The sequence below is a fragment of the Galbibacter orientalis DSM 19592 genome (genome assembly GCF_000260115.1).
Lineage (GTDB): Bacteria > Bacteroidota > Bacteroidia > Flavobacteriales > Flavobacteriaceae > Galbibacter > Galbibacter orientalis.
This window is the reverse complement of record NZ_JH651379.1, coordinates 944,015-965,043: the sequence shown is the minus strand read 5'-3', so window position 1 is coordinate 965,043 and position 21,029 is coordinate 944,015. Positions and strand designations below refer to the sequence as shown.

The following is a 21,029-nucleotide window of genomic DNA, read 5'->3' as shown; positions in this document are numbered from 1 at the left end:
TCTCCTAAATCCTCTCCAAGGGAGAGGACTTGTTCTATTTTAAAAATTAATATGTAACCTAATCTTCTCCCCTTAGAGGAGACCGAGTGGGGCTTTTACCCTTTATATTTTGCTGAAACTTCTTTTGCTACTTCAGAAAGTGTATCGGTTACTTCGTCGGTAAGTTTCCCTGCTTTCAATGTATCCAATGTACCTCTATGCTTAGCATTTAAGAACTCAAGAAAATCTCTTTCAAACTCTTTAACTTTCTCTACAGGAACGTCTTTTAAAAGATTTTTAGAACCTGCATAGATAATTGCAATCTGATCTTCAACTGTATAAGGATCGTTTTGTGCTTGCTTAAGAATCTCTACGTTTCTTTTACCTTTACTAATAACATTCATTGTTGCAGCATCTAGGTCTGAACCAAACTTAGCAAACGCTTCTAATTCGCGGAACTGAGCCTGATCTAGTTTTAATGTACCTGCAACTTTCTTCATCGATTTAATCTGTGCGTTACCTCCAACACGAGATACAGAAATACCTACGTTAATTGCTGGACGAACTCCTGAGTTAAATAAATCTGATTCTAAGAAAATCTGACCATCTGTAATCGAAATTACGTTTGTTGGGATATATGCCGAAACGTCTCCCGCTTGTGTTTCAATAATTGGTAATGCTGTTAAAGAACCGCCACCTTTTACAATTGGTTTTAATGATTCTGGAAGGTCGTTCATTTCTTTTGCAATATTGTCATCAGCAATAACCTTTGCAGCACGCTCTAATAATCTAGAGTGTAAGAAGAAAACGTCTCCAGGATATGCTTCACGTCCTGGTGGACGACGAAGTAATAAAGATACCTCACGATACGCAACTGCTTGTTTTGATAAATCATCATAAATAATCAAAGCAGGGCGACCAGTATCTCTAAAATACTCTCCGATTGCAGCACCGGCAAATGGAGCATAAACCTGCATTGGAGCAGGATCTGATGCATTTGCAGCAACAATTACTGTATAAGCTAAAGCACCTTTATCTTCTAAAGTCTTAGCAATTCCAGCTACTGTAGATGCTTTTTGTCCGATAGCAACATATATACAAAATACTGGTTCTCCAGCATCGTAAAATTCTTTCTGGTTTATAATGGTATCAATACAAACTGTTGTTTTACCAGTTTGACGGTCGCCAATAACTAACTCACGTTGCCCTCTACCTACAGGAATCATCGCATCGATAGATTTAATACCTGTTTGTAATGGTTCTGTTACTGGTTGACGGAAGATAACTCCAGGAGCTTTACGCTCTAAAGGCATCTCATAAAGATCTCCACCAATTGGACCTTTACCATCAATAGGGTTTCCTAATGTATCAACTACACGACCTACCATTTCTTCACCTACTTTAATAGATGCGATACGCTGTGTACGTTTTACAGTGTCCCCTTCTCTAATTTGTTTGGAATGACCTAAAAGTACAACACCAACATTGTCTTCTTCTAAGTTAAGTACGATCCCTTCTAAGCCAGATTCAAATTGAACTAACTCTCCGTATTGTGCATTCGACAATCCGTAAACTCGGGCAATACCATCTCCTATTTGAAGTACAGTTCCCACTTCGTCTAATGAAGCTTTCGCTTCAAATCCTGATAGTTGCTTTTTTAATATTGCTGATACCTCAGCCGCTTTAACTTCAGCCATCTTATTTAGTGTTTAGATTTTAGATGCTTTAAAATTAAAACATCCTACCTTTTATTTTATTATTTAAGAAACGTATGTGTTGTTATGTAAATCTCTTTTGAGATTATTTAATTGATTGGCAATACTTGCGTTATACTGTAGATCTCCTACACGTAATATAAATCCGCCTATAATGCTTTCGTCAATTTTATTTTCAATGGTTGCATTGTTTCCAGTAAGCTCTTTTACTTTTGCCAATACTTTTTTCTCTAATTCTTCAGACAAAGGAACTGCTGTTGTTACTATTGCAAGCTCTTCTCCTCTTAATTTATCGTGAAGAATAATATATTTTTCAGCAATTATTTTTAAGAGTCCAACACGATTGTTATCAACAAGCATATCTATTAAACCAGTTGATACTGCATGCACTCCAGAAAAAATTTCTTTAAGTACCGCTCTCTTATCCGATAATTTAATAACTGGACTCTGAAGCAAGTCTTTCAACTCGTCACTGCCGTTTATAGTATTAAAGATATCTTTCATGTCTGCACTAACTACGTCAAGAACTTTTTGCTCTTGCGCTAAGTCTAAAACAGCCTTTGCGTATCTTTCTCCTGCTCTGGTACCTTTCATGGTGTTCCTACTTACAAATTAGTTTAAGGTAACTTCATTCAACATATCATCCACAAGCTTTAATTGCTTGTCTTTAGATGAAAGTTCTGACTTTACTACTTTTTCTGCAATTTCTACTGATAAAGAAGCTACTTGATTCTTTAATTCTGCAACAGCGGCTTGCTTCTCACTTTCTATAGTTTGCTGCGCTTGCTTAATTACTTTATCTGCTTGTGCTTGTGCCTCTTCTTTTGCTTCTGAAATCATTTTATCTTTAATTTCACGAGCTTCCTTAATCATAGTATCTCTTTCTGCACGTGCTTCTTGAAGCAACTTCTCGTTATCTGCTTGAAGATTTTGTAATTCTTTACGCGCATCTTCAGCAGAAGCTAATGCCTTATTAATAGACTCTTCTCTACTAGTAACTGCTCCTAAAATAGGTTTCCAAGCATATTTACGTAATAGTACAAATAGAATTATAAAAACTATTATAGACCAAAAAATTAGACTTTCAGGATGTGTAATATTCATTATAAAAAATATTAAATAACGTTTTCTAGTTTTTTTATTTCAACACCTCTTGGGCTTGCCACGAGATAGATGATTTAACTGCTCCTCAAAACGACTGTAAAAATGACACTTTATCATTTCTAAATCAAACATTTAGAGCATAAAACTCACAAAGTGAGTAAATAACGCTCTAACCAACCGTTAGAGCGTTATTTAATTTTTTCAAAAATTATTTTGCGATTAACGCAACAACCACCGCGAAAAGTGCTACACCCTCAATAAGTGCTGCAGCAATAATCATAGCAGTTTGAATTTTTGAAGCCGCTTCTGGCTGACGTGCAATTGCATCCATTGCAGATCCACCAATTTTACCGATACCTAATCCTGCACCGATGGCAGCTAATCCAGCTCCTATTCCAGCTAAAATCATAATTAAAAATTTATAATAGTTAATAAATAAAACTCAATATTAATGGTGATCTTCTACTGCTTGCCCAATAAATAAAGCAGATAGTAACGTGAACACATACGCTTGTAATGCTGCTACCAATAATTCCAATCCATACATAAACAATGAGAATCCGATAGATATTGGTGAAACAGCTGCTGATTCAAAAATAAAAATCAGCGACATTAAACTTAATATAATAATATGCCCTGCGGTAATGTTTGCAAACAAACGAATCATTAACGCAAAAGGTTTTGTAAACATTCCTAAAACTTCTACAGGAATCATAATTGGCAACAACCATTTTGGCACACCTGGCGTAGCAAAAATATGTCCCCAATATGCTTTGTTTCCACTAAATATTGTAAGTAAAAACGTAAAAGTTGCTAAAACTCCAGTAAATAAAATATCATTAGTAAGTGTTCCTTGAAAAGGAAAGAAAGGAATTAATCCAAAAAGGTTTCCAATCCAGATTAAGAAAAACACTGTTAATAAGTACGGCATGTACTTTTTGTATTTTTTCTCTCCAATATTAGGTCTCGCAATATCATCTCTAACAAAAACAATTAATGGTTCCATAAAACCAGCAATCCCTTTTGGTGCTTTTTGATTCTTTTTATATGAATTTGCTACTGGAATAAAGATTAACAACATTAATAATGCTGTAATCATTAAAGTGAATACATTTTTAGTAATCGAAAAATTAAGAGGGCGACTGTTAGTAACATGATGCGCTTCGTCAAAATTCAAACCTCCATCTGCGTAGTAAATTTCATCATGCACACGCGCAAACTTCTGACCATTTTTCTCTACGATAACCTCACCTGTTTCGTCGTGGTGAAATTCTGAAGACATAAAAGTAACCAAACCATTCTCTGTCCATAAAATAACTGGAAGTGGCATAGAAATTGCGTGCCCGTTCCAATCTGCTATATGGAATTCATGAGAATCCGATACGTGATGATTAATTAACTCTGTTGGATTAAAAGCTTCCTCTGTAGCTTCCTCACTATGAGCGTCTTCGTGTTCTTGAGCATTCAGCCCTAAACTAATTACAAATAATACTAAAAGAAAAAATCTCTCGACAGATTTCTGTGCTATCATCATACCTCTTATTGATAAAATATATGCTCCTCAAAAATTTGGTGCAAAGGTACATTTTTTATTCACATTAAGAAGTTAACAACTATTTTTTTTTCGTTACGAGCGAAAAAGAATATTTTTTATCAAAAAAGGCTCATTTCAAGAGTTTTATAACAAAAAATACCTCTAAAAATAAATAGACAAAATAGGGAATAAAAAAACTGAATACTGTAGGAATAGGATTTTCCATCGAAGCTTGAAAGAGGGGAACTAAAAAAACTATTGCCGCAAGCATCTTCAAACCACTCATTGCAAGATATGTAAATCCTGTTTTTTCTGGCAATATATTATGTGCAGCTAAAATACCCACATAAACTATAAGTGCCATTACAAAATTAAACACATAAATACTCCAAAGGGAATAAAAGAACTCAACATCGGGAAAAACATAAGCTTGTATGAGATACTGAGCCAAAGCTAGTAGTATGCTAAGCGATAGTAATACGCTTATATAAGGGATTAATTTATGTTTCAAATGAATAAATATATTATATGATTACGCTAGACAACATTACTTTTTAACATTTCAATTGTTAGAAAACCTATCGAAGTCCATCCTTCAACAAGTTCAGGATGACATTTAGAGTTTGGATTTTTTTTAAAAAATCCATTACTAAAATCTCACTTTTTAGACGAACTTTCTTTTTCATCTAGTGCTTTTACTTGACGATATACATTATAAAGTGAAGCAAAAACAGCCAATAAAGAAAATACTATGGTATATGCGGAATATTCGTTAGGAAATTTCTTATCCAGCCAAACGCCAAAAAAAGTACCCGCAGCAATAATAATGGCCATTTGTAAGCCAATATTAGTAAATTTTACCCAAGAACTAAGCTGATTTTTCGTCTGCTTTTGGTTGTTTTTGTCCATTATCGTTTACAGTTTTTAACGAAGCTCCTTTCATTGAACATGCTGCATTAAAAGTTGCTCCAGGCTCCACCGCTAATTTCCCTACTACTACATCTCCTTCTATTACCGCAGTTCCTTTTAAGCTCAATACATTTTCTACCTTAAGGTCTCCGTCAAACTTTCCTTCGATATCGGCATTCATACATTGTATTTTACCGCTTACCTTTCCAGCCCTTCCAATAACAACTTTTCCTTTTGCAGTAATGCTTCCTTCCAATTCTCCATCAATACGGATATCTGCTTCAGAAATTAAATCTCCTTTAATTATTGTGTTTTCAACAATTCTATTGGTCTGTCCTGCTAAAGGCTCTACTCTGTTTTTTTTGGATTCTGCAAACATTTTATTAATTATTTAGATTTGGGTTATTTAAGTTATCAATTTTATTTTCAGCTAAATAAGTATCCAGATTCTTATGGATTTGAACTTTTTTATAATTTGCAGACGAAATTACAAATTTCTCATTATCAACCAAATAATCTTTGTTAATCTTTAATAGCTCTGCATACCCCTCAGCATGCAACTTTGTATCAAAACCATGAACTACTAAAAATATTGTGCCTGGATTATAAATATCTTCTGAATATTTTACGTGCGTATATTTTAAGTCCTTTAACGAAGCATCTATTTTATCGGTCAATTCTTTAACCCCTGCTTTATTATTTCTTTTAAACGGATAAATAACCTTCCATTGATTAGAAGAAATTGGATCCATATTAAACGTTGAGTCTGCTACCAAAGGAAGCGTTTTTTCTAAAATATTTTGAGCCTCTGCTCCTTCTTCAGAATTAGGATAATTTAAAGCAATATTGCTTAAAGATTCTTTATAGGAATTATATCCATATAGTCTTGCATTTGCGGAAGCTTTCAACATTTCAAACTTCAACATCACCTCTTCTCCATTATATTTTGAAATATTATCATCGGCTTCCGTAATTACTTTATCATACTGCTGATTTTCAAAATCTTTGTAAAGCGATGCATATACAGCATTTGGACTCGAACCGTCGTCGGCTAATACAGCTGCTGGATTTTTCAATATTTCAGCATATCGAGAATCGGAATGATTTGCTATAATATCTGCTTTATATTCTGCTGCCAATGGCGACTCCAAGAGTTCATATATTTTATACAAATTATACTTTGCTGGGAGTATTAATCGCTCTTCTGGGTTATTATCTAGGAGTTTTTCTAATTTATTGGCTGCCAATTCATACTCTTGAAACTTCTCCTTATAAATTAAACCTAATTGATAATTAGCAAAATTATACTCTTGCTTAATACTGTCTATTTCTCTTGGTGTTGTTGGAAGCTGATCAAAATAAAAATCTAAAGAATAATACGGCACATCTTCTGGATTAACAACCTCTGCAACTGCGGTTTCACCTTGCATTGTAGTTGTTTTATTTCCTAACCTCCAATTATCTTCTAAGGTTCTATTACCCCATATTTTTCTGAACTCCTGCACCCCATATTGAACACTTGTAGGATTATAGAAATAAAAATCGGATGCTTTATCACTTTTATTACCTTTTAAACCTCCTAAAGTTCCATAATTATTATTCTGTAACTCTGCAATTTTTGCTCGCTCTCGCTCCATTGCATCCACCTCTTTTATAGAATCTATATGTCTTTGATAAAAAGCTGTTTTTTCTGCTTCTGGCATAGCCAGAACAGTAAGAATACTATCATTTCTATGTGCTATATCCTCATACTTAATTACACTTTCTAAGTTTTCTCTTTTGCGAGTAAAAATTCTAAACTTTTTAGAGTTTTCATTTAAATTTGTAAGTGTACTATCGTAATAAGCTCCTGCTTCTTTATAATACGCATTATCAAAATACATGGTTGCCAAATCCTCGTAGTCCAATGCTAATAAATTCGGATCGTTTTCAGTATTTTTTATGGATTCATTTAAATAAAACTGCGCTAAATCAAATTGTTGATTTTTTAAATAATAAACAGCATTCAATCGGTATAATTTCCCTAAATAAGGTCGATTTTCACGGTTTCTTTCAATTTTATCCAATGCTGCTAATAAGGTAGAATCCTCTTCCCCTTGCAGATAAAGGTTTTTAATTTTCTCCACATAGGCATTCATCATATAAATGCGTGGCGATTTCCTCTTTAAATCAATTACCTTATCAAAAGCTATATTAGCACTATCTAACTCTCCCTTTTCGTTATAAAGTTGCCCAATAATGTAATTGTAGCGTCCTTTCTCTTCGTTATTTTTGGTGACATTAGAAGCCAATTTCAATCGGTAAATAGCGCTATCTTTTTGTTTTAGATTAATGTATGCTTGCGCCAACATTGCAGAAGCGTCGGCATATTCTTGTTCGGTAATATCTAATTGCAATACTTTTTTGAGGTTTGTAATAGCAACCTCTTCATTTTCCATTCGGATATTGGTTTTTTCTCTCCATATTGCCGCTTGGTGGATAATATCGCTAGCTGTATATTTCCGAAGGATGTAATTAAAAGCTTCTAAAGCAGGAACAAAACGTTGATCGTAATAACGTGCTTTTCCAAGCAATAAATACGCTTCATCGATTTGCGGATTTCGCTCTTGTCCACCTATATTCATTCCATGCTTTTGTACAGCCTTGGTAGCTTTTTCTTCGGCTCTTCTAAAATTAGGATTGAGTTGGGCTGTATCGATAATTATTTCATCACGAATTTCCATTCGCTCCACAGGAAGTAACTCCCAATAATTATCTACATAATTATCTATAAGTTCCTGTTGACCTACTGCAAGTGCTTCTTTTCCATTAAACAACACATTATACTTTGTGTTTAAAGCATGCCAATTTTTATTCAAAAAAGCATCCTTTTTGGTAGAACACGCCACAGAGACAAGTACCAAAAGAAGCAAAAAAGTAAGTATTTTTAGGTATTTATTCAAAGCCTATTTATTGCTGATATGAGGTAAAAATACATTATTTTTTTGTTCATGCCATTTTCTATGGAATATTACTGTAAAAAATCATTAAGATTCGAATAAAAATACAAGATCGCTTGTCTACAAGAAAACAACATAGAGACTAAATCTTAACTACTAAAAAAATTAATTTCCTCGGGGAAAGCCTGTGAGATATTCAAAGAAAACAAATTCAACTCATTTCGACGCAGAGTCCTTCGAACTCTGGACAGGCTTTGGGGAATTAGACCCTCTAAGAAGGATTAAAAGTAGATAAAAATAGTTGTTAGAATTCACTTTTATCGGCAACAATAATTATAGTTATTTCTTCTTATTGCATAGGTACGTCAACCTATAATTAGCGGTGTTTTACTTGATACTTGAGATTTGAATGCGCCAAAACCTGTCCTGAGTTTGCCCAAAGGCTTCCATTGGGATAATTTACTCATGTTTTTACGTATGGCAACGTATAATTTTAGGTCTCAGACGTAAACGAATACGTCTTGGTACGTAAAACTATACGTAAGTAACGTATAGAAATACGTTTGAAACGTATAAATTTGGGCAACAAACGTATGCGCATACGTTTGCCTACGTATAAAGATAGCTATTAAACGTAAACAGCTACGTTTTCTATAGTTTCAATCTACCATCCAAATAAAATACAAGACCGCTTGTCTACAAGAAAACTGCACAGAGACTACATATTAAAATACTGTAAAATTAGAAGTAGATAAAAAAGTTGTTAGAATTGACTTTTATCGGGTAACAATGATAAAAAATGAATTAAAAAGAATTTTTTATTTCTCATAAGTTGCATCCAAAAATATGGATAGAACAGGGATTTCATCCTTCAACCACGGAGATAAACTAGACTTTCTATGGTATGTTGCTTCAGAATATCCTTTAGCATGCTTGTAGAAAAGTAAATTATCATCATCTTCTTCATACCATAAACGCACTGGCTCTATTGTAATTACTATAGTTTCTTCAATCTGAATAGCCTCTGAAGTAACATCAAGCATGATAAGTTTTTCCCCGAAGTAACTCTTTACAAACAGTTGCTTTTTCAAAATGGAGTTCTTTGGCATTCCATCTGAAGAAATTTTATAAATATTCAAACGGTATAAAACACTATCAATTGTGTTTTCACTTAACTGAAAATTAATGCTCTTAACTCGATAGTCATGTTTAGGATAGGGAATAGCAATTCCATATTCCTTACCTACTCCATAATTATTGGTATTAGCTTCCCCAAGATTAAAAATCGACTTACGATACGCACCTATTTTTTTCGATTTTATTTTTCGCTGCTTTTTAGTTATCACTACCTCATCTAATGCTAAAATATCACGATGAAGCAAAACGGTATTTTCTTTTTTAATTGCTGAAGCAGCTACAGACACTAACTTATAGCCAATACAGGAAAATGAAATCGATATGTTTTTTAAATCTACATTTTCTGGAAGTTTTAACTGAAAGTTTCCATCGTCGGTAGAGATAGTTCCATAATTTTTATTTGCAATCCCAATGTGTACATAAGGAATAGCCTCCTTTGTGGCTGCATCAATAACTTTTCCGCTCACTATGTTTTGAGCATATTGAGCGTGAGAAAATAGCATCAAAAAAATTGCAATAATAAACCTTTGCATTAAAAACGCTTATCATTAATTTATTTCTACTGAAGTAGATTCATTCAAAATCTCTTCAGCAAAAAAACTTTCGAGTTCTTTTAGCGTTGCTTCGGATTTCTGAATATCTTTCACTGTTTTTCCTTTGTCCAAAACTACAATACGCTCGCAAACTTCTGTTACATGAAGTAAATCGTGACTAGAAACTAAAACAGTAACATCGGCATCGTCTTTAAATTTTGTAATCAATTTCTTCAATCTTATTTGAGTAGTTGGATCGAGATTTGCAAAAGGCTCATCTAAAATAATCACTTTTGGGCTTCCAATAAAAGCGGCTACAATCCCTGCTTTCTTCTGATTTCCTTTGGATAAATCTCGCAGATATTTTTTCCCGCCTAGAATTTCCCCATGGAAAAAATCTTCAAAATCCACTAAAAATTTATCAATATCCTCTTTATTCTGTCCGCGTAGCTCCCCAATAAAATAAAAATATTCTTCAGGAGTTAAATAGCCAATTAAAAAAGTTTCATCTATAAAAGCGGAGGTTAAAGGCTTCCAATCTTCACTCTCATTTACTTTAATTTCATTATTCAATACAAATCCGGTAGTTGGCTGTATTAAATCTAGTAGCAAGCTAAAAAGTGTAGTTTTTCCAGCTCCATTATTTCCTACCAACCCAAATATTTGTCCGCTAGGAATTTGAAGTTCGTCTATGGATAAAACTGTATTTCCGTTATATGTTTTTGAAAGGTTTTCTATAGTAATCATAATCTTAGTTTTTTTGTTTGTAAGCAACTAATGTTTTGTACTTCTCTGTTTTATAAACTTTTTCAATTTTATTAAATACCTTTTCTTTAAAGGCAAATCCTAAAATTCCGGCAAGAACAACTAGTAAATATCCTAGAAATGGTCCAACCGTATAATGCCCAAGTGCATATAACAATACAGGAAGAATCATTTTTGGTATGGTAAGTAAAAGAGTTTTAGCATTAAACGCTTGAGAATCTCCAAAGGCTTTTTTATTACTTGTTAAATCTATAGGCGTTTTTACGTACGCACCACCCCATAAAACCATGTGCGCATTTACACCAATATTGTAAATAGCACCCGTTATAATAGCTAAATAAATTTCCCAACCGAAATATAAATAGAAAGATGCTACAATTGTAGTAAGAATAGTTGCCATTACCATAAGCCACCACTTGGAGTCGAGATAATCTCGGTAACGTATATTCTGACTCATCATAAGCGGATAGTAAGAACTGTCCCAGCTTGGTACAAACTGCCCAAAACTAAATAAAAACCCACCTGTAACAAATATAGAAGCAAATATTCGCCAAGGAGCTCCTTGATAAGCTTCTATAGCATTTGTAAAAAATAAGAGTCCGTAAAAAACAAACAGAAAACTCATAAAAACTGCTGTTTTGGAGCGCTTGTTTCTTTTTATTAGTTTGATATCGTTTTTAAGAAACACAGAAATACTCCCAAAACGATTTAACCAATCTAAGTTTTCTTCTTTTGCCTCTTGATGTTTGCTAGCTAAACCAGCATCGAGATATAAATTCTTTTTAAAATAATTAAAAGCTATATAGTACAAACCAACCAACAACAAAACAGGAATGAACGCTACATATGGAATCCCATACATTAATTCAAAAATAGGCCCTGTATAAAGAGTTATGTCAAATATTCCATAATATTGAAGTCCTCCTAATATTATAATAGCTCCAAATACAACAAATAAAAACGTATTTACACCATTTAAAAATATATTTATAAAATTATTACAATACAATAACGCATAAATCCCCATAAGCCAAGCCAACACTTGTAAAGGCGGATATCCTTTTATAATTAACACTACTGAAAAAGGAATAAAAAAGAAAGCGTGAATGAGATTAAAGAAGGAAAATACCGTTTTCCATAAACTGAATTGCACTATTTTTCCCTTTTTAAACGGTAAATACAACAACGGTTTAATATTTACCACTGGCATTTTTTGCAGCATATACCTAAAGAGCAAATCCATTACCAAATAATAAATAAATAACCTGTTTATAACTTCAAAGGCATTTAAATTGAATTCTTCTTCAATAAAATAATAAGAGGCTCCGCCCATGATTGAAAAAGTAGCAATCATATAAAGTGCCATAAAGCCCATAAAAATTTTCATTACCAAATTAGAAGAAAAGGAAGCCGATCTAAAAAAGGCTTTCCATTGGAGAGCGAAAAAATGTTTAATCATATAGCTAGGTGGTTGTTATTTAATTAATAAGTGTTGTTTAGCATGTTTTTGTTACAATTATTAGGAATAATTGTATTCCGGATAGGTTTCAGTTAAGTAAACACGTGCTTTTTTAGGAATTTTATATATCATAATATACAGTAAAAACACATAAATCGTAATTGCTAAGCTCACAAAAGTTATTGTTAAAACAGACCATGAAAAAAGCTCGAATAATCGAAGTTGAGCTCCCAATTCAAGTGGGATAAACATCCCTCTTACAACGCCTCCTAAATTAAAAATATGTTGCTCTAGCATCCATTTTTTGTTACTGTTTCTTCTACGCTGTTTTATTGTATGGTTGAGTTTAAAAAGCATATACAACATCACAACAAAAATTATAATAAGCAGACTTACAACAAGCATTTCTTTGTTTCCAACCCAATACAGTCCTGCAAACAAAACTGACCAAAGTGTAGCGAACTTAATAAACTCAGGCCATGAAAAATATGACAAAAATTCTTTTTTAATAATTCCTAAATATTTCTTCCCTAAGGCTTTTTGTCGCTCTTCAACCACCTCCATAAATCCAAAAACACCAAACTTTTTAAACTCTTTTTCCAAGGCATCTTCAAAAGAAATATGAGGGTTATGCTGCCATTGAGTTTCTATTCCATTGGCTAAATGATCCACCAATTCTGTTTGCAAATCAAAATACTCCACATAATGTTTTTGTGTGAATTTATAGAGGTTTTGTATTTGTTCAGAACTGATTTTCATTGTCTAAAGTGCTATAAATTGTTTTTTATAAGCCTTCTTATATTGAATCCCAGTTACAAGCATTAAATAATATGCTGTAAATAATAATGCATTTGAAACCGATAGCATGTAAAACTTATTCCCGCTAAGTTCTTGCAAAGAATTCAATGTAAATAAATATTTTCCAAAACTTGTCCCTAATTGACTTATCAACACAAAGAACAATCCAAGCCGCTGAATAGCAGAGAAGTTAAACCATTTCTTTCTTTTAAATACTAATATGGAATATAAAAGAGCTCCCCCTATTGAAATAGTTGTCGAGATCATATTTATAGCTTTAAATGAATATAAATTAGAAATTAAAAAGTTCATACCTATATAGCCCATTATAAAAACCAATATACATTGAAGGCTCCATGCGTTTGAAAAAAAATTCTTGAGTAACCTTATATCAACACTCCTTAAAAACTTTCGGTTACTATTAAGTAATCCTTTTTTATGAAGCAACATATATTTTTTAAAGGCTTCGTAAAATAATGTTCCATGTTCTTTCATTTCTATTTCCACTCCAGAAGCAACATGATCTATCATTTCAACCCTTATATCAAGGTATTCAATCCCTTCATTTTTAAGGTAATTATCTATAAATTGTATTTGTTCAGAAGTTAAACTCATGATACAAATACTTTTCTTTCTCGTAATTTAAAATGGTTTTTAAACACCCTGTATGCAAACAAAGGATAAAGTAGCATTTCCACTTGTACAAAAAGACTTATCAAACTTAAAAAACCTCCTTCAAATGGATATCCAATCATTGTAATATTATAATTAAATATAAAATAGTAAATCGAAAATGGGGCTACATTTATATTATAAATAAAACTGTAACTAGTTTTATAAGATGAAGATTTTATATGAAAGAAAAGTAGTAGTAATCCTCCACCGATTATAAATTGTAGTATCCCTACGACATTAAAAAAAAATTCAGAAAAATGTAACAAACCTAGCTTTATAAGTAAGTAAAGTACTAATGTAATTGCTCCGCCATAAAGAGTCAACATAAACGATCCCCTTTTTAAAATATTAACACATGCTTGAACTACAATTTTAGGTCGTGAATACGCTAATCCTAATAATAAGCTTGAGCTATTTCTTAAAGCATCCTTCCACTTATAAAAAGCTTGATTAAAAGCTTCTTCAAAAGAAATTGTTTTATCTTCAGTCATTAATTGTTCAATATCAGTAGCGATATGATCGAGTAACTCATACTTTAAATCAATATAGTCTATGCCTCTTTTGTTTAAAGCATACTCAATTTCCTGTATTTGTTCCTGTGTTAATTTCATTTCAACAATCTTATTAATCAATACTCCATTTAGGGTTTACCAAATGCTCCATATTTCTTATAAATGCTTCTAACTCTGCCAATCTATTTGCAGTTTCTGTAGTACCCTTTTGTGTTAGCTTATAATATTTACGCATTCTATTATCCACTTTTACTACTTCAACATCTAGCAATCCTTCCGACTCCAACTTATGCAATGCAGGATATAGCGCACCTTCCGTAATTTCCAACTCCCCTTTAGTTAGCTCTTTTACTCTTTGCGTAATTTCATAACCATACATTTTATCATTCTTTTCTAACAATTTTAGAATAATAGTATTTAAACTGCCCTTATATAATTTTGAATTACCCATTTTAACATTAATCTTCCCTCAAATATATAGTAAATAATTTTATACATAAGAATATTATGTATAAATTTTTCTTAATCACATTTTTTAAAGTGAATGCAATGCCTATTTTTGCCAAAAATTTTATTGATGACTCATTTTCATTCGCTTAAAGTAATAGCAATAAATAATATCACATCAAAAGCTGTAGTAATAACTTTTGAAATACCAGAAGACCTTATAAACCTTTATAAATTTATTCCTGGTCAATACATCACTATAAAGAAAGAATTCAACGGGAAAGAGTTGCGTCGTTCTTATTCCATATGCTCTGGAAAAGACGAAAAAAACATTTCTGTTGGAATTAAAGAAATGCCTAACGGAACTTTTTCTAAATATGCACAAACCATTAAAGTTGGGGATGTATTAGAAGTTCATCCGCCAGAAGGGCGTTTTACCTTTGAAGCTACAGATTACGAAGGAAAAAATGTAGCTGCTTTTGTAGCCGGTAGTGGGATTACACCTATTATGAGTATCGCAAAAGATATTTTGCATAATACCGACAAAAATTTAATGCTCGTTTACGGTAATAAATCGCTTTCAGAAACGATGTTCCATCAAGATTTAATGGAATTATTAAAGGAGTTCCCAAATAGATTTAGCGCGCAATTTGTTTACAGTCAGACAGAAGAAGAAGGTTCTTTATTTGGGCGTATTGAACGTTCTACCATTAATTATATTCTGAAAAATAAGCACAAAGAGACTCCTTTTGATGCTTTCTATATTTGTGGCCCTGAAGCCATGATTGAAAGTACTTCGGAAACATTAAAAGAAAATGGCATAGAAGAAAATAAAATTCATGTAGAACATTTCACCACTTCGGACGACCATTCTGAAGTTCCAGACTCTATTGGAGATGGAAAAACAAAGGTGAAAGTACTAATTGATGACGAGGAGACAGAAATTGTAATGGATAGAAAGCAGCGTGTTTTAGATGCTGTTTTAGCCGAAGATCTTGACGCTCCATACTCTTGTCAAGGTGGCGTTTGTAGTAGTTGTGTGGCTAGATTAACCGAAGGAAAAGTAGAAATGGTAAAAAACCAAATTCTAACCGATGGAGAAATTGCAGAAGGATTAATATTAACCTGCCAGGCACACCCAACTTCTGATTCTATTTCGATTGATTTTGATGATGTATAAGTAAACTCCTCAAGGCAATCAACTACCTCGAGGCAAGCCTACAAGGTATTCAAAGGAAACAAATTTAATTCATTACGACTTAGAACCCTTCGGTAAACTCAGCACAGGCTTTGGAAAATAAAACTCTCAATGAGAGATTCAAATCTCGACTACCGAGTAAATTGTTTCGGAATATTTTATATACAACAAGTAAACATAGCTTTTAAACCTCGCGTTTTTAAGCTATGTTTGTTTTAAATACCATTCCAAAACCATTTTACTATGAAATTTCTTTCCCTCTCAAGCCGCTTCCTTTCCATATTAGCTGTCGCTACAGTATTTGTTTCATGTAAGAAAACAGAATCGGAATCTGTTGAAAATTCTGCTGTGGAAAAGCATAAAAAACCTAATGTTGTTTTTATTCTTACCGACGATCAAGGGTTTGAAGATGTAGGTTGTTTTGGTGCTCCAGCTATTAAAACACCCCATCTCGACCAAATGGCTAAAGAAGGGATTAAGTTAATCGATTTTTCTGCTACGCAGCCCGTATGTTCAGCCTCTAGAGCTAGTTATTTAACAGGTTGTTACCCCAATAGAATTGGTATTCATAATGCACTCATGCCGGATGCAAAAATTGGATTAAATCCTGAGGAAATTACCATAGCAGACATGCTTAAAGAACAAGGCTATAACACTGCTATTTTTGGAAAATGGCATTTGGGAGATGCCCCAGAATTTATGCCTACAAAACAGGGGTTTGACGAGTATTTTGGTATTCCATATTCTAATGATATGTGGCCGCATCATCCTCAACAAGGACCTATCTTTAATTTCGATCCGCTTCCTTTATATCAAAATGAAAAGGTAATAGATACACTCAACGACCAATCCCTACTAACCACGCAAATTACAGAACATGCTGTTTCTTTTATTCAGAAAAACAAAAACAACCCTTTCTTTTTATATGTTGCGCATCCACAACCTCATGTTCCACTTTTTGTTTCTGATAAATTTAAAGGAAAATCGGAAAGAGGTTTGTATGGAGATGTTATAATGGAAATCGACTGGAGTGTTGGGGAGATTCTAAAAACACTAAAAGCAGAAGGAATAGACGAAAATACGCTTGTTATTTTTACTTCTGATAATGGCCCTTGGTTGTCGTACGGAAATCATTCTGGTTCGGCAAAACCTTTTAGAGAAGGAAAAGGAACCTCGTGGGAAGGCGGACAACGGGTTCCATTTATAGCGCGTTTCCCTGGAAAACTTCCGCAGAACAAAACCATAACAACGCCTGTAATGGGTATTGATATTTTTCCAACAATTGCAGCGCTTACAAACAGCACGCTTCCGAAGAAAAAAATAGACGGAAAAAACGTGTGGGATATTCTTACAGAAAAAACAACTACAACTCCACATGAAGCGTTCTACTATTATTACAGAGTAAACGAATTGCATGCCGTGCGTTATAAAGATTGGAAACTATATTTTCCACATAAATACAGAACTATGGAAGGACAACCACAGGGAAAAGATGGTTTACCAGGCGAATACAAACATATCGACCTTAAAAAAATGGAACTTTATAATCTTGCCATAGATTCCGTAGAGCAAAATAATGTAATTGAAAAACACCCTGAAATTGTTAAAACAATAATTGAGTTAGCCAATAAAAAGCGAAATGAATTAGGAGATGCCTTAACCAAAACCGAAGGTTCTGAAACTAGAAGTCCTGGGATGGTGGATAGGCTTTAGGCTTTAGGCTTTAGGCTTTAGGCTTTAGGCTTTAGGCTTTAGGCTTTAGGCTTTAGGCTTTAGGCTTTAGGCTTTAGGCTTTAGGCTTTAGGCTTTAGGCTTTAGGCTTTAGGCAAAAAAAGTTTTTCTGAAATATCACAACAATATAACTCGATAACTTATTAACTTTTTAACTCAAAGTGGCAAAGGGACAAAGTTATAAATTTACTAATTTGGAAATGAGGAAATGAAATGAAGACGGGAGTGTTCAGTTGACAGTTACAGTATGCAGTTTTTTCATTGTAACATCGTAACAACATAACTCGATAACTTTATAACTTTTTGGTTCAATGTGGCAAAGGGGCAAAGATGTAAATACCTCAATTTGAGGATTTGAAGATTTGGAAATGAAAAAAAGTCAGAAGACCGAAGTCGGGAGTCGGGAGTTGGGAATCTTGTATTCAGTAGGATTTAGGAAGTTTTTTTCTTTGTAACAACGTAACTTTTTACTTCGGGCTTCGGACTCCTGACTTTTTCAATCCTTCAATCTTTAAATTTTTCAATATAAAGGAAAGTGCTCAGTTGGTAGTTTTTTTCTTTGTAACAGCATAACTTTTTACTTTCAACTTTTTTACTTTTGCATAAAAACAAATATTGTGGGAATTATAAAAGTTACCAACATACAAGTATATGCCTACCACGGATGCTTGGTTGAAGAAGGGAAAATAGGAAGCGATTACCGTGTAGATGTTGCCGTAAAAGCAAACTTGCAGCCATCTGCAGCCAGCGACCATCTTAAGGATACGGTAGATTATGTACAGATAAATAGAATTGTAAAAGAAGAAATGGCTATTCGTTCAAAGTTATTAGAGCATGTGGGAAAGCGTATTTTAGATAGAATTCTTAATGAAATTGAGATTGCAGAAGAAGCTACCGTTGAAGTTTCAAAAATAAATCCTCCTATTGGCGGAAATGTAGAGCAAGTAACTATTGAAATGACACTTACACGCTAATATCAAAAAAGAATAAAAAAAGGTATTTTCAATTTTAAAAATACTTTTGGTTAAAGAACAATATTTTTACTACATTTGCCATCCGTAAAAAGGCATCGTGGCCGAGTGGCTAGGCAGAGGTCTGCAAAACCTTGTACAGCGGTTCGAATCCGCTCGATGCCTCAACAAAAAATCCATCTAATACAGATGGATTTTTTTATTTTACTAATATTGCTTCCAACACCCTCCTGCCGCTTCAAAAATTTAGCATTATTTTTTTCATTTTATTAAAAAAAATACACACTATTTAGTTATATAAGACATAATATTTATATTTACTGCTAATTCATCATAAATAAACTACCTAAAGCAAAATAAATGAAAAGACGGAATGCTATTAAAAGCTTAGGACTTATAACTACAGGTTTAGTGCTAATGCCTTCCTGTAATTTTTTAGATGAAAGAACTCCAATTGTTCTTCATAAGCTTAAAATAACGGAAGAAGAGGAAATTCTTTTAGAAGAAATTATTGATACCATGCTTCCTGAAACCGAAACTCCAGGTGGTGTTTCTCTAAAAATTCAAAATTTTGTTTGGGTAATGCTCGACGATTGTGCTGATAAAGAAAAACAAGATACTTTTTTGGCAGGACTTAGACTTTTCAAGTCAACCGTAAAAGAAAATTTTGACGAGGATTTTTCCGACTTAAATTCAGAAGAAAAACTAACAACACTTCTAGCAATGATGCAGAGTGAAAGTTTTAATACTGATGTTTCTACTTTTCTCCACACTACTAAACAAACTGCTGTTTGGGGCTATAAAAACAGCGAATATTACATGACGAATTTGATGCCATACAAATTAATTCCTGGTGCTTTTTCTTATAAAACTAAAACGATTAACCCAACTGATAAAATAAATATCAATGCCTAATTTTAATATTGACAGTACAAAAAAGAATACTTATGATGCCATTGTTATTGGCTCTGGAATGAGTGGCGGTTGGGCTGCTAAAGAATTTGCCGAAAAAGGATTAAAAACATTGGTTTTGGAACGTGGAAGAGATGTAACTCATATAAAAGACTACCCTACCACCAATATGATGCCATGGGAATTAAAACATGCAAATAATACCACTTTTGATACGCAAAAAGAAAATCCTATTGCTGCAAGATGTTATAATTTCAAGGAAGATTCTCAGCACTTTTTTACAAAAGATAAAGAGCAACCTTATATACAAGAAAAGCCTTTTGATTGGATTAGAGGGTATCAAACAGGAGGAAAATCGTTGCTTTGGGCTCGACAAACACAGCGTTTAAGCGATTTCGATTTTGAAGGACCTGCTCGTGATGGCTTTGCGGTAGATTGGCCTATTCGTTATAAAGATATTGCTCCTTGGTACAGTTATGTAGAAAAATTTGTTGGAATTTCTGGTGAATATGATGGTTTAGACACTTTACCAGATGGAGAATTTTTAAAATCGATGGGATTAAATCCCACAGAAGAATACTTTAAAAAAGTAGTTGCTGAAAAATACAATAACCAGCGCCATGTAATTTATGGGCGTTGTGCTCATATTACCGAAAACAAGGACATCTTTATGAAACAAGGAAGAGCTATGTGTCAAACGCGCGATTTATGTCGCCGTGGTTGTCCGTTTGGGGGTTATTTCAGTAGCAATTCGAGCACCCTTCCTTGGGCTCAAAAAACTGGAAATTTAACCATGCAACACAATGCCGTGGTTCACTCCATAGTTTATGATGATAAACAAGAAAAAGCTACGGGAGTATTAGTTATAGATGCCAATACCAAAGAAACAACCGAATATTTTGCACCTATCATCTTTGTAAATGCCAGTGCTTTTAATTCGAATATGATTTTACTGAATTCTAAATCGAATCGTTTTCCAAATGGTCTAGGAAACGACAATGGACTTTTAGGAAAATACATCGCTTTCCATAATTATAGAGTAAGTATAAGTGCCGAATACGATGGAAATTTAGATCTTACTACCGAAGGAAGACGCCCTACAAGTGGTTATATTCCGAGATTTAGAAATATTCATAAGCAAGAAACCGATTTCCTAAGGGGTTATGCAGCAGGTTTTGGTGCTAACAGACAAATTATTCAACATGCCGATGGCTTGGGAGCCGATTTAAAACAAGGTTTAGTAAATCCTGAATATGGAAATTGGAGAGTAGGCTCGCATATGATGGGAGAAACTATCCCTAAAGAAGAAAGTACCCTTAGTTTAGATACGGAAAAAACAGACCAATACGGAATTCCGCAGTTACGCATCAATTTAGATTACGATGATAATGATGAAAAAATGATTGCCGATTATGTAGAACAGTTTACAGAGATGTTTGAAGCTGCTGGTTTTACAAATATAAAAGCACACGACATCCCTAACAAAGCTCCAGGGTTAGATATTCACGAAATGGGAGGTGTACGTATGGGGAACGATCCAAAAACATCTTTATTAAATAAATGGAACCAATTACATGCTTGTAAAAACGTATATGTAACAGATGGCGCTTGTATGACCTCAACTGCTACTCAAAATCCATCGCTAACTTATATGGCTTTAACAGCTAGAGCTTGTGATCATGCCATAAAGGAATCAAAAAAGGGATAATTC

The 21,029-nt window shown here is 33.5% G+C and carries 21 protein-coding genes and 1 tRNA gene; 6 read left to right on the top strand and 16 right to left on the bottom strand.

Annotated features, from left to right (window positions below):
- Window positions 1-95 precede the first annotated feature (95 nt).
- From atpA to JOOMADRAFT_RS04270, 16 genes are all read right to left on the bottom strand, one after another.
- Window positions 96-1,676: a F0F1 ATP synthase subunit alpha gene (gene atpA, locus JOOMADRAFT_RS04345; protein WP_008611561.1), complete on the bottom strand. Its 1,581-nt coding sequence runs from the start codon at window positions 1,674-1,676 to the stop codon at window positions 96-98.
- 63 nt (window positions 1,677-1,739) lie between these two features.
- Complete coding sequence (atpH, locus tag JOOMADRAFT_RS04340) at window positions 1,740-2,288, bottom strand: ATP synthase F1 subunit delta (RefSeq protein ID WP_008611560.1); 549 nt, start codon at window positions 2,286-2,288, stop codon at window positions 1,740-1,742.
- A gap of 18 nt (window positions 2,289-2,306) precedes the next feature.
- Window positions 2,307-2,798, bottom strand: coding sequence for a F0F1 ATP synthase subunit B (locus JOOMADRAFT_RS04335; protein WP_008611557.1), 492 nt, complete (start codon window positions 2,796-2,798; stop codon window positions 2,307-2,309).
- A 208-nt stretch (window positions 2,799-3,006) separates the two neighbouring features.
- Window positions 3,007-3,207 (bottom strand): ATP synthase F0 subunit C, encoded by a 201-nt coding sequence (gene atpE / locus JOOMADRAFT_RS04330; protein ID WP_008611555.1) that lies wholly within the window; start codon window positions 3,205-3,207, stop codon window positions 3,007-3,009.
- A 39-nt stretch (window positions 3,208-3,246) separates the two neighbouring features.
- Window positions 3,247-4,329 carry a F0F1 ATP synthase subunit A gene (gene atpB / locus JOOMADRAFT_RS04325; RefSeq protein ID WP_008611554.1) on the bottom strand — a complete coding sequence of 361 codons (1,083 nt, stop codon included), beginning with the start codon at window positions 4,327-4,329 and terminating at the stop codon, window positions 3,247-3,249.
- A gap of 133 nt (window positions 4,330-4,462) precedes the next feature.
- The gene (locus JOOMADRAFT_RS20120; RefSeq protein ID WP_040879535.1) at window positions 4,463-4,843 is read right to left on the bottom strand and encodes a hypothetical protein; all 381 of its coding nucleotides are present in this window, start codon (window positions 4,841-4,843) and stop codon (window positions 4,463-4,465) included.
- A gap of 146 nt (window positions 4,844-4,989) precedes the next feature.
- Window positions 4,990-5,241: an AtpZ/AtpI family protein gene (locus tag JOOMADRAFT_RS04315; RefSeq protein WP_008611551.1), complete on the bottom strand. Its 252-nt coding sequence runs from the start codon at window positions 5,239-5,241 to the stop codon at window positions 4,990-4,992.
- Window positions 5,201-5,620, bottom strand: a complete 420-nt coding sequence (locus JOOMADRAFT_RS04310; protein ID WP_008611550.1) for a bactofilin family protein — start codon at window positions 5,618-5,620, stop codon at window positions 5,201-5,203. The genes JOOMADRAFT_RS04315 and JOOMADRAFT_RS04310 overlap by 41 nt, the downstream gene beginning before the upstream one ends.
- Window positions 5,621-5,624: 4 nt before the next feature.
- On the bottom strand, window positions 5,625-8,183 hold the full coding sequence (gene porW / locus JOOMADRAFT_RS04305; RefSeq protein ID WP_008611549.1) for a type IX secretion system periplasmic lipoprotein PorW/SprE: 2,559 nt from the start codon (window positions 8,181-8,183) through the stop codon (window positions 5,625-5,627).
- Window positions 8,184-8,998: 815 nt separating this feature from the next.
- On the bottom strand, window positions 8,999-9,850 hold the full coding sequence (locus tag JOOMADRAFT_RS04300) for a carboxypeptidase-like regulatory domain-containing protein (protein WP_008611546.1): 852 nt from the start codon (window positions 9,848-9,850) through the stop codon (window positions 8,999-9,001).
- 15 nt (window positions 9,851-9,865) lie between these two features.
- Window positions 9,866-10,597 carry an ABC transporter ATP-binding protein gene (locus JOOMADRAFT_RS04295; protein WP_008611545.1) on the bottom strand — a complete coding sequence of 244 codons (732 nt, stop codon included), beginning with the start codon at window positions 10,595-10,597 and terminating at the stop codon, window positions 9,866-9,868.
- A gap of 4 nt (window positions 10,598-10,601) precedes the next feature.
- Window positions 10,602-12,074: a DUF5687 family protein gene (locus JOOMADRAFT_RS04290; protein ID WP_008611544.1), complete on the bottom strand. Its 1,473-nt coding sequence runs from the start codon at window positions 12,072-12,074 to the stop codon at window positions 10,602-10,604.
- A gap of 60 nt (window positions 12,075-12,134) precedes the next feature.
- Window positions 12,135-12,833, bottom strand: a complete 699-nt coding sequence (locus JOOMADRAFT_RS04285) for a hypothetical protein (protein ID WP_008611543.1) — start codon at window positions 12,831-12,833, stop codon at window positions 12,135-12,137.
- 3 nt (window positions 12,834-12,836) lie between these two features.
- Complete coding sequence (locus tag JOOMADRAFT_RS04280) at window positions 12,837-13,487, bottom strand: hypothetical protein (RefSeq protein ID WP_008611542.1); 651 nt, start codon at window positions 13,485-13,487, stop codon at window positions 12,837-12,839.
- Window positions 13,484-14,158: a hypothetical protein gene (locus tag JOOMADRAFT_RS19645; protein ID WP_008611541.1), complete on the bottom strand. Its 675-nt coding sequence runs from the start codon at window positions 14,156-14,158 to the stop codon at window positions 13,484-13,486. Before JOOMADRAFT_RS19645 ends, JOOMADRAFT_RS04280 begins: the two co-directional genes overlap by 4 nt.
- 13 nt (window positions 14,159-14,171) lie before the next feature.
- Window positions 14,172-14,510, bottom strand: coding sequence for a PadR family transcriptional regulator (locus JOOMADRAFT_RS04270; RefSeq protein WP_008611540.1), 339 nt, complete (start codon window positions 14,508-14,510; stop codon window positions 14,172-14,174).
- Between the two features lie 126 nt (window positions 14,511-14,636).
- On the opposite strand from JOOMADRAFT_RS04270, the gene JOOMADRAFT_RS04265 reads away from it, so the two are divergent.
- The 6 genes from JOOMADRAFT_RS04265 (at window position 14,637) to JOOMADRAFT_RS04240 (ending at window position 21,026) form a co-directional block, all read left to right on the top strand.
- Window positions 14,637-15,686, top strand: a complete 1,050-nt coding sequence (locus JOOMADRAFT_RS04265) for a ferredoxin--NADP reductase (protein ID WP_008611539.1) — start codon at window positions 14,637-14,639, stop codon at window positions 15,684-15,686.
- Window positions 15,687-15,947: 261 nt separating this feature from the next.
- Window positions 15,948-17,417 carry a sulfatase family protein gene (locus tag JOOMADRAFT_RS04260; RefSeq protein WP_008611538.1) on the top strand — a complete coding sequence of 490 codons (1,470 nt, stop codon included), beginning with the start codon at window positions 15,948-15,950 and terminating at the stop codon, window positions 17,415-17,417.
- Between the two features lie 635 nt (window positions 17,418-18,052).
- Entirely contained in the window at window positions 18,053-18,409 is a 357-nt protein-coding gene (gene folB / locus JOOMADRAFT_RS04255) for a dihydroneopterin aldolase (RefSeq protein WP_008611537.1), read from the top strand.
- A gap of 91 nt (window positions 18,410-18,500) precedes the next feature.
- Window positions 18,501-18,571 (top strand) — tRNA-Cys (locus tag JOOMADRAFT_RS04250).
- 195 nt (window positions 18,572-18,766) lie between these two features.
- The gene (locus JOOMADRAFT_RS04245) at window positions 18,767-19,321 is read left to right on the top strand and encodes a gluconate 2-dehydrogenase subunit 3 family protein (RefSeq protein WP_008611536.1); all 555 of its coding nucleotides are present in this window, start codon (window positions 18,767-18,769) and stop codon (window positions 19,319-19,321) included.
- Window positions 19,314-21,026: a GMC oxidoreductase gene (locus JOOMADRAFT_RS04240; RefSeq protein WP_008611535.1), complete on the top strand. Its 1,713-nt coding sequence runs from the start codon at window positions 19,314-19,316 to the stop codon at window positions 21,024-21,026. Before JOOMADRAFT_RS04245 ends, JOOMADRAFT_RS04240 begins: the two co-directional genes overlap by 8 nt.
- Window positions 21,027-21,029: the final 3 nt, after the last annotated feature.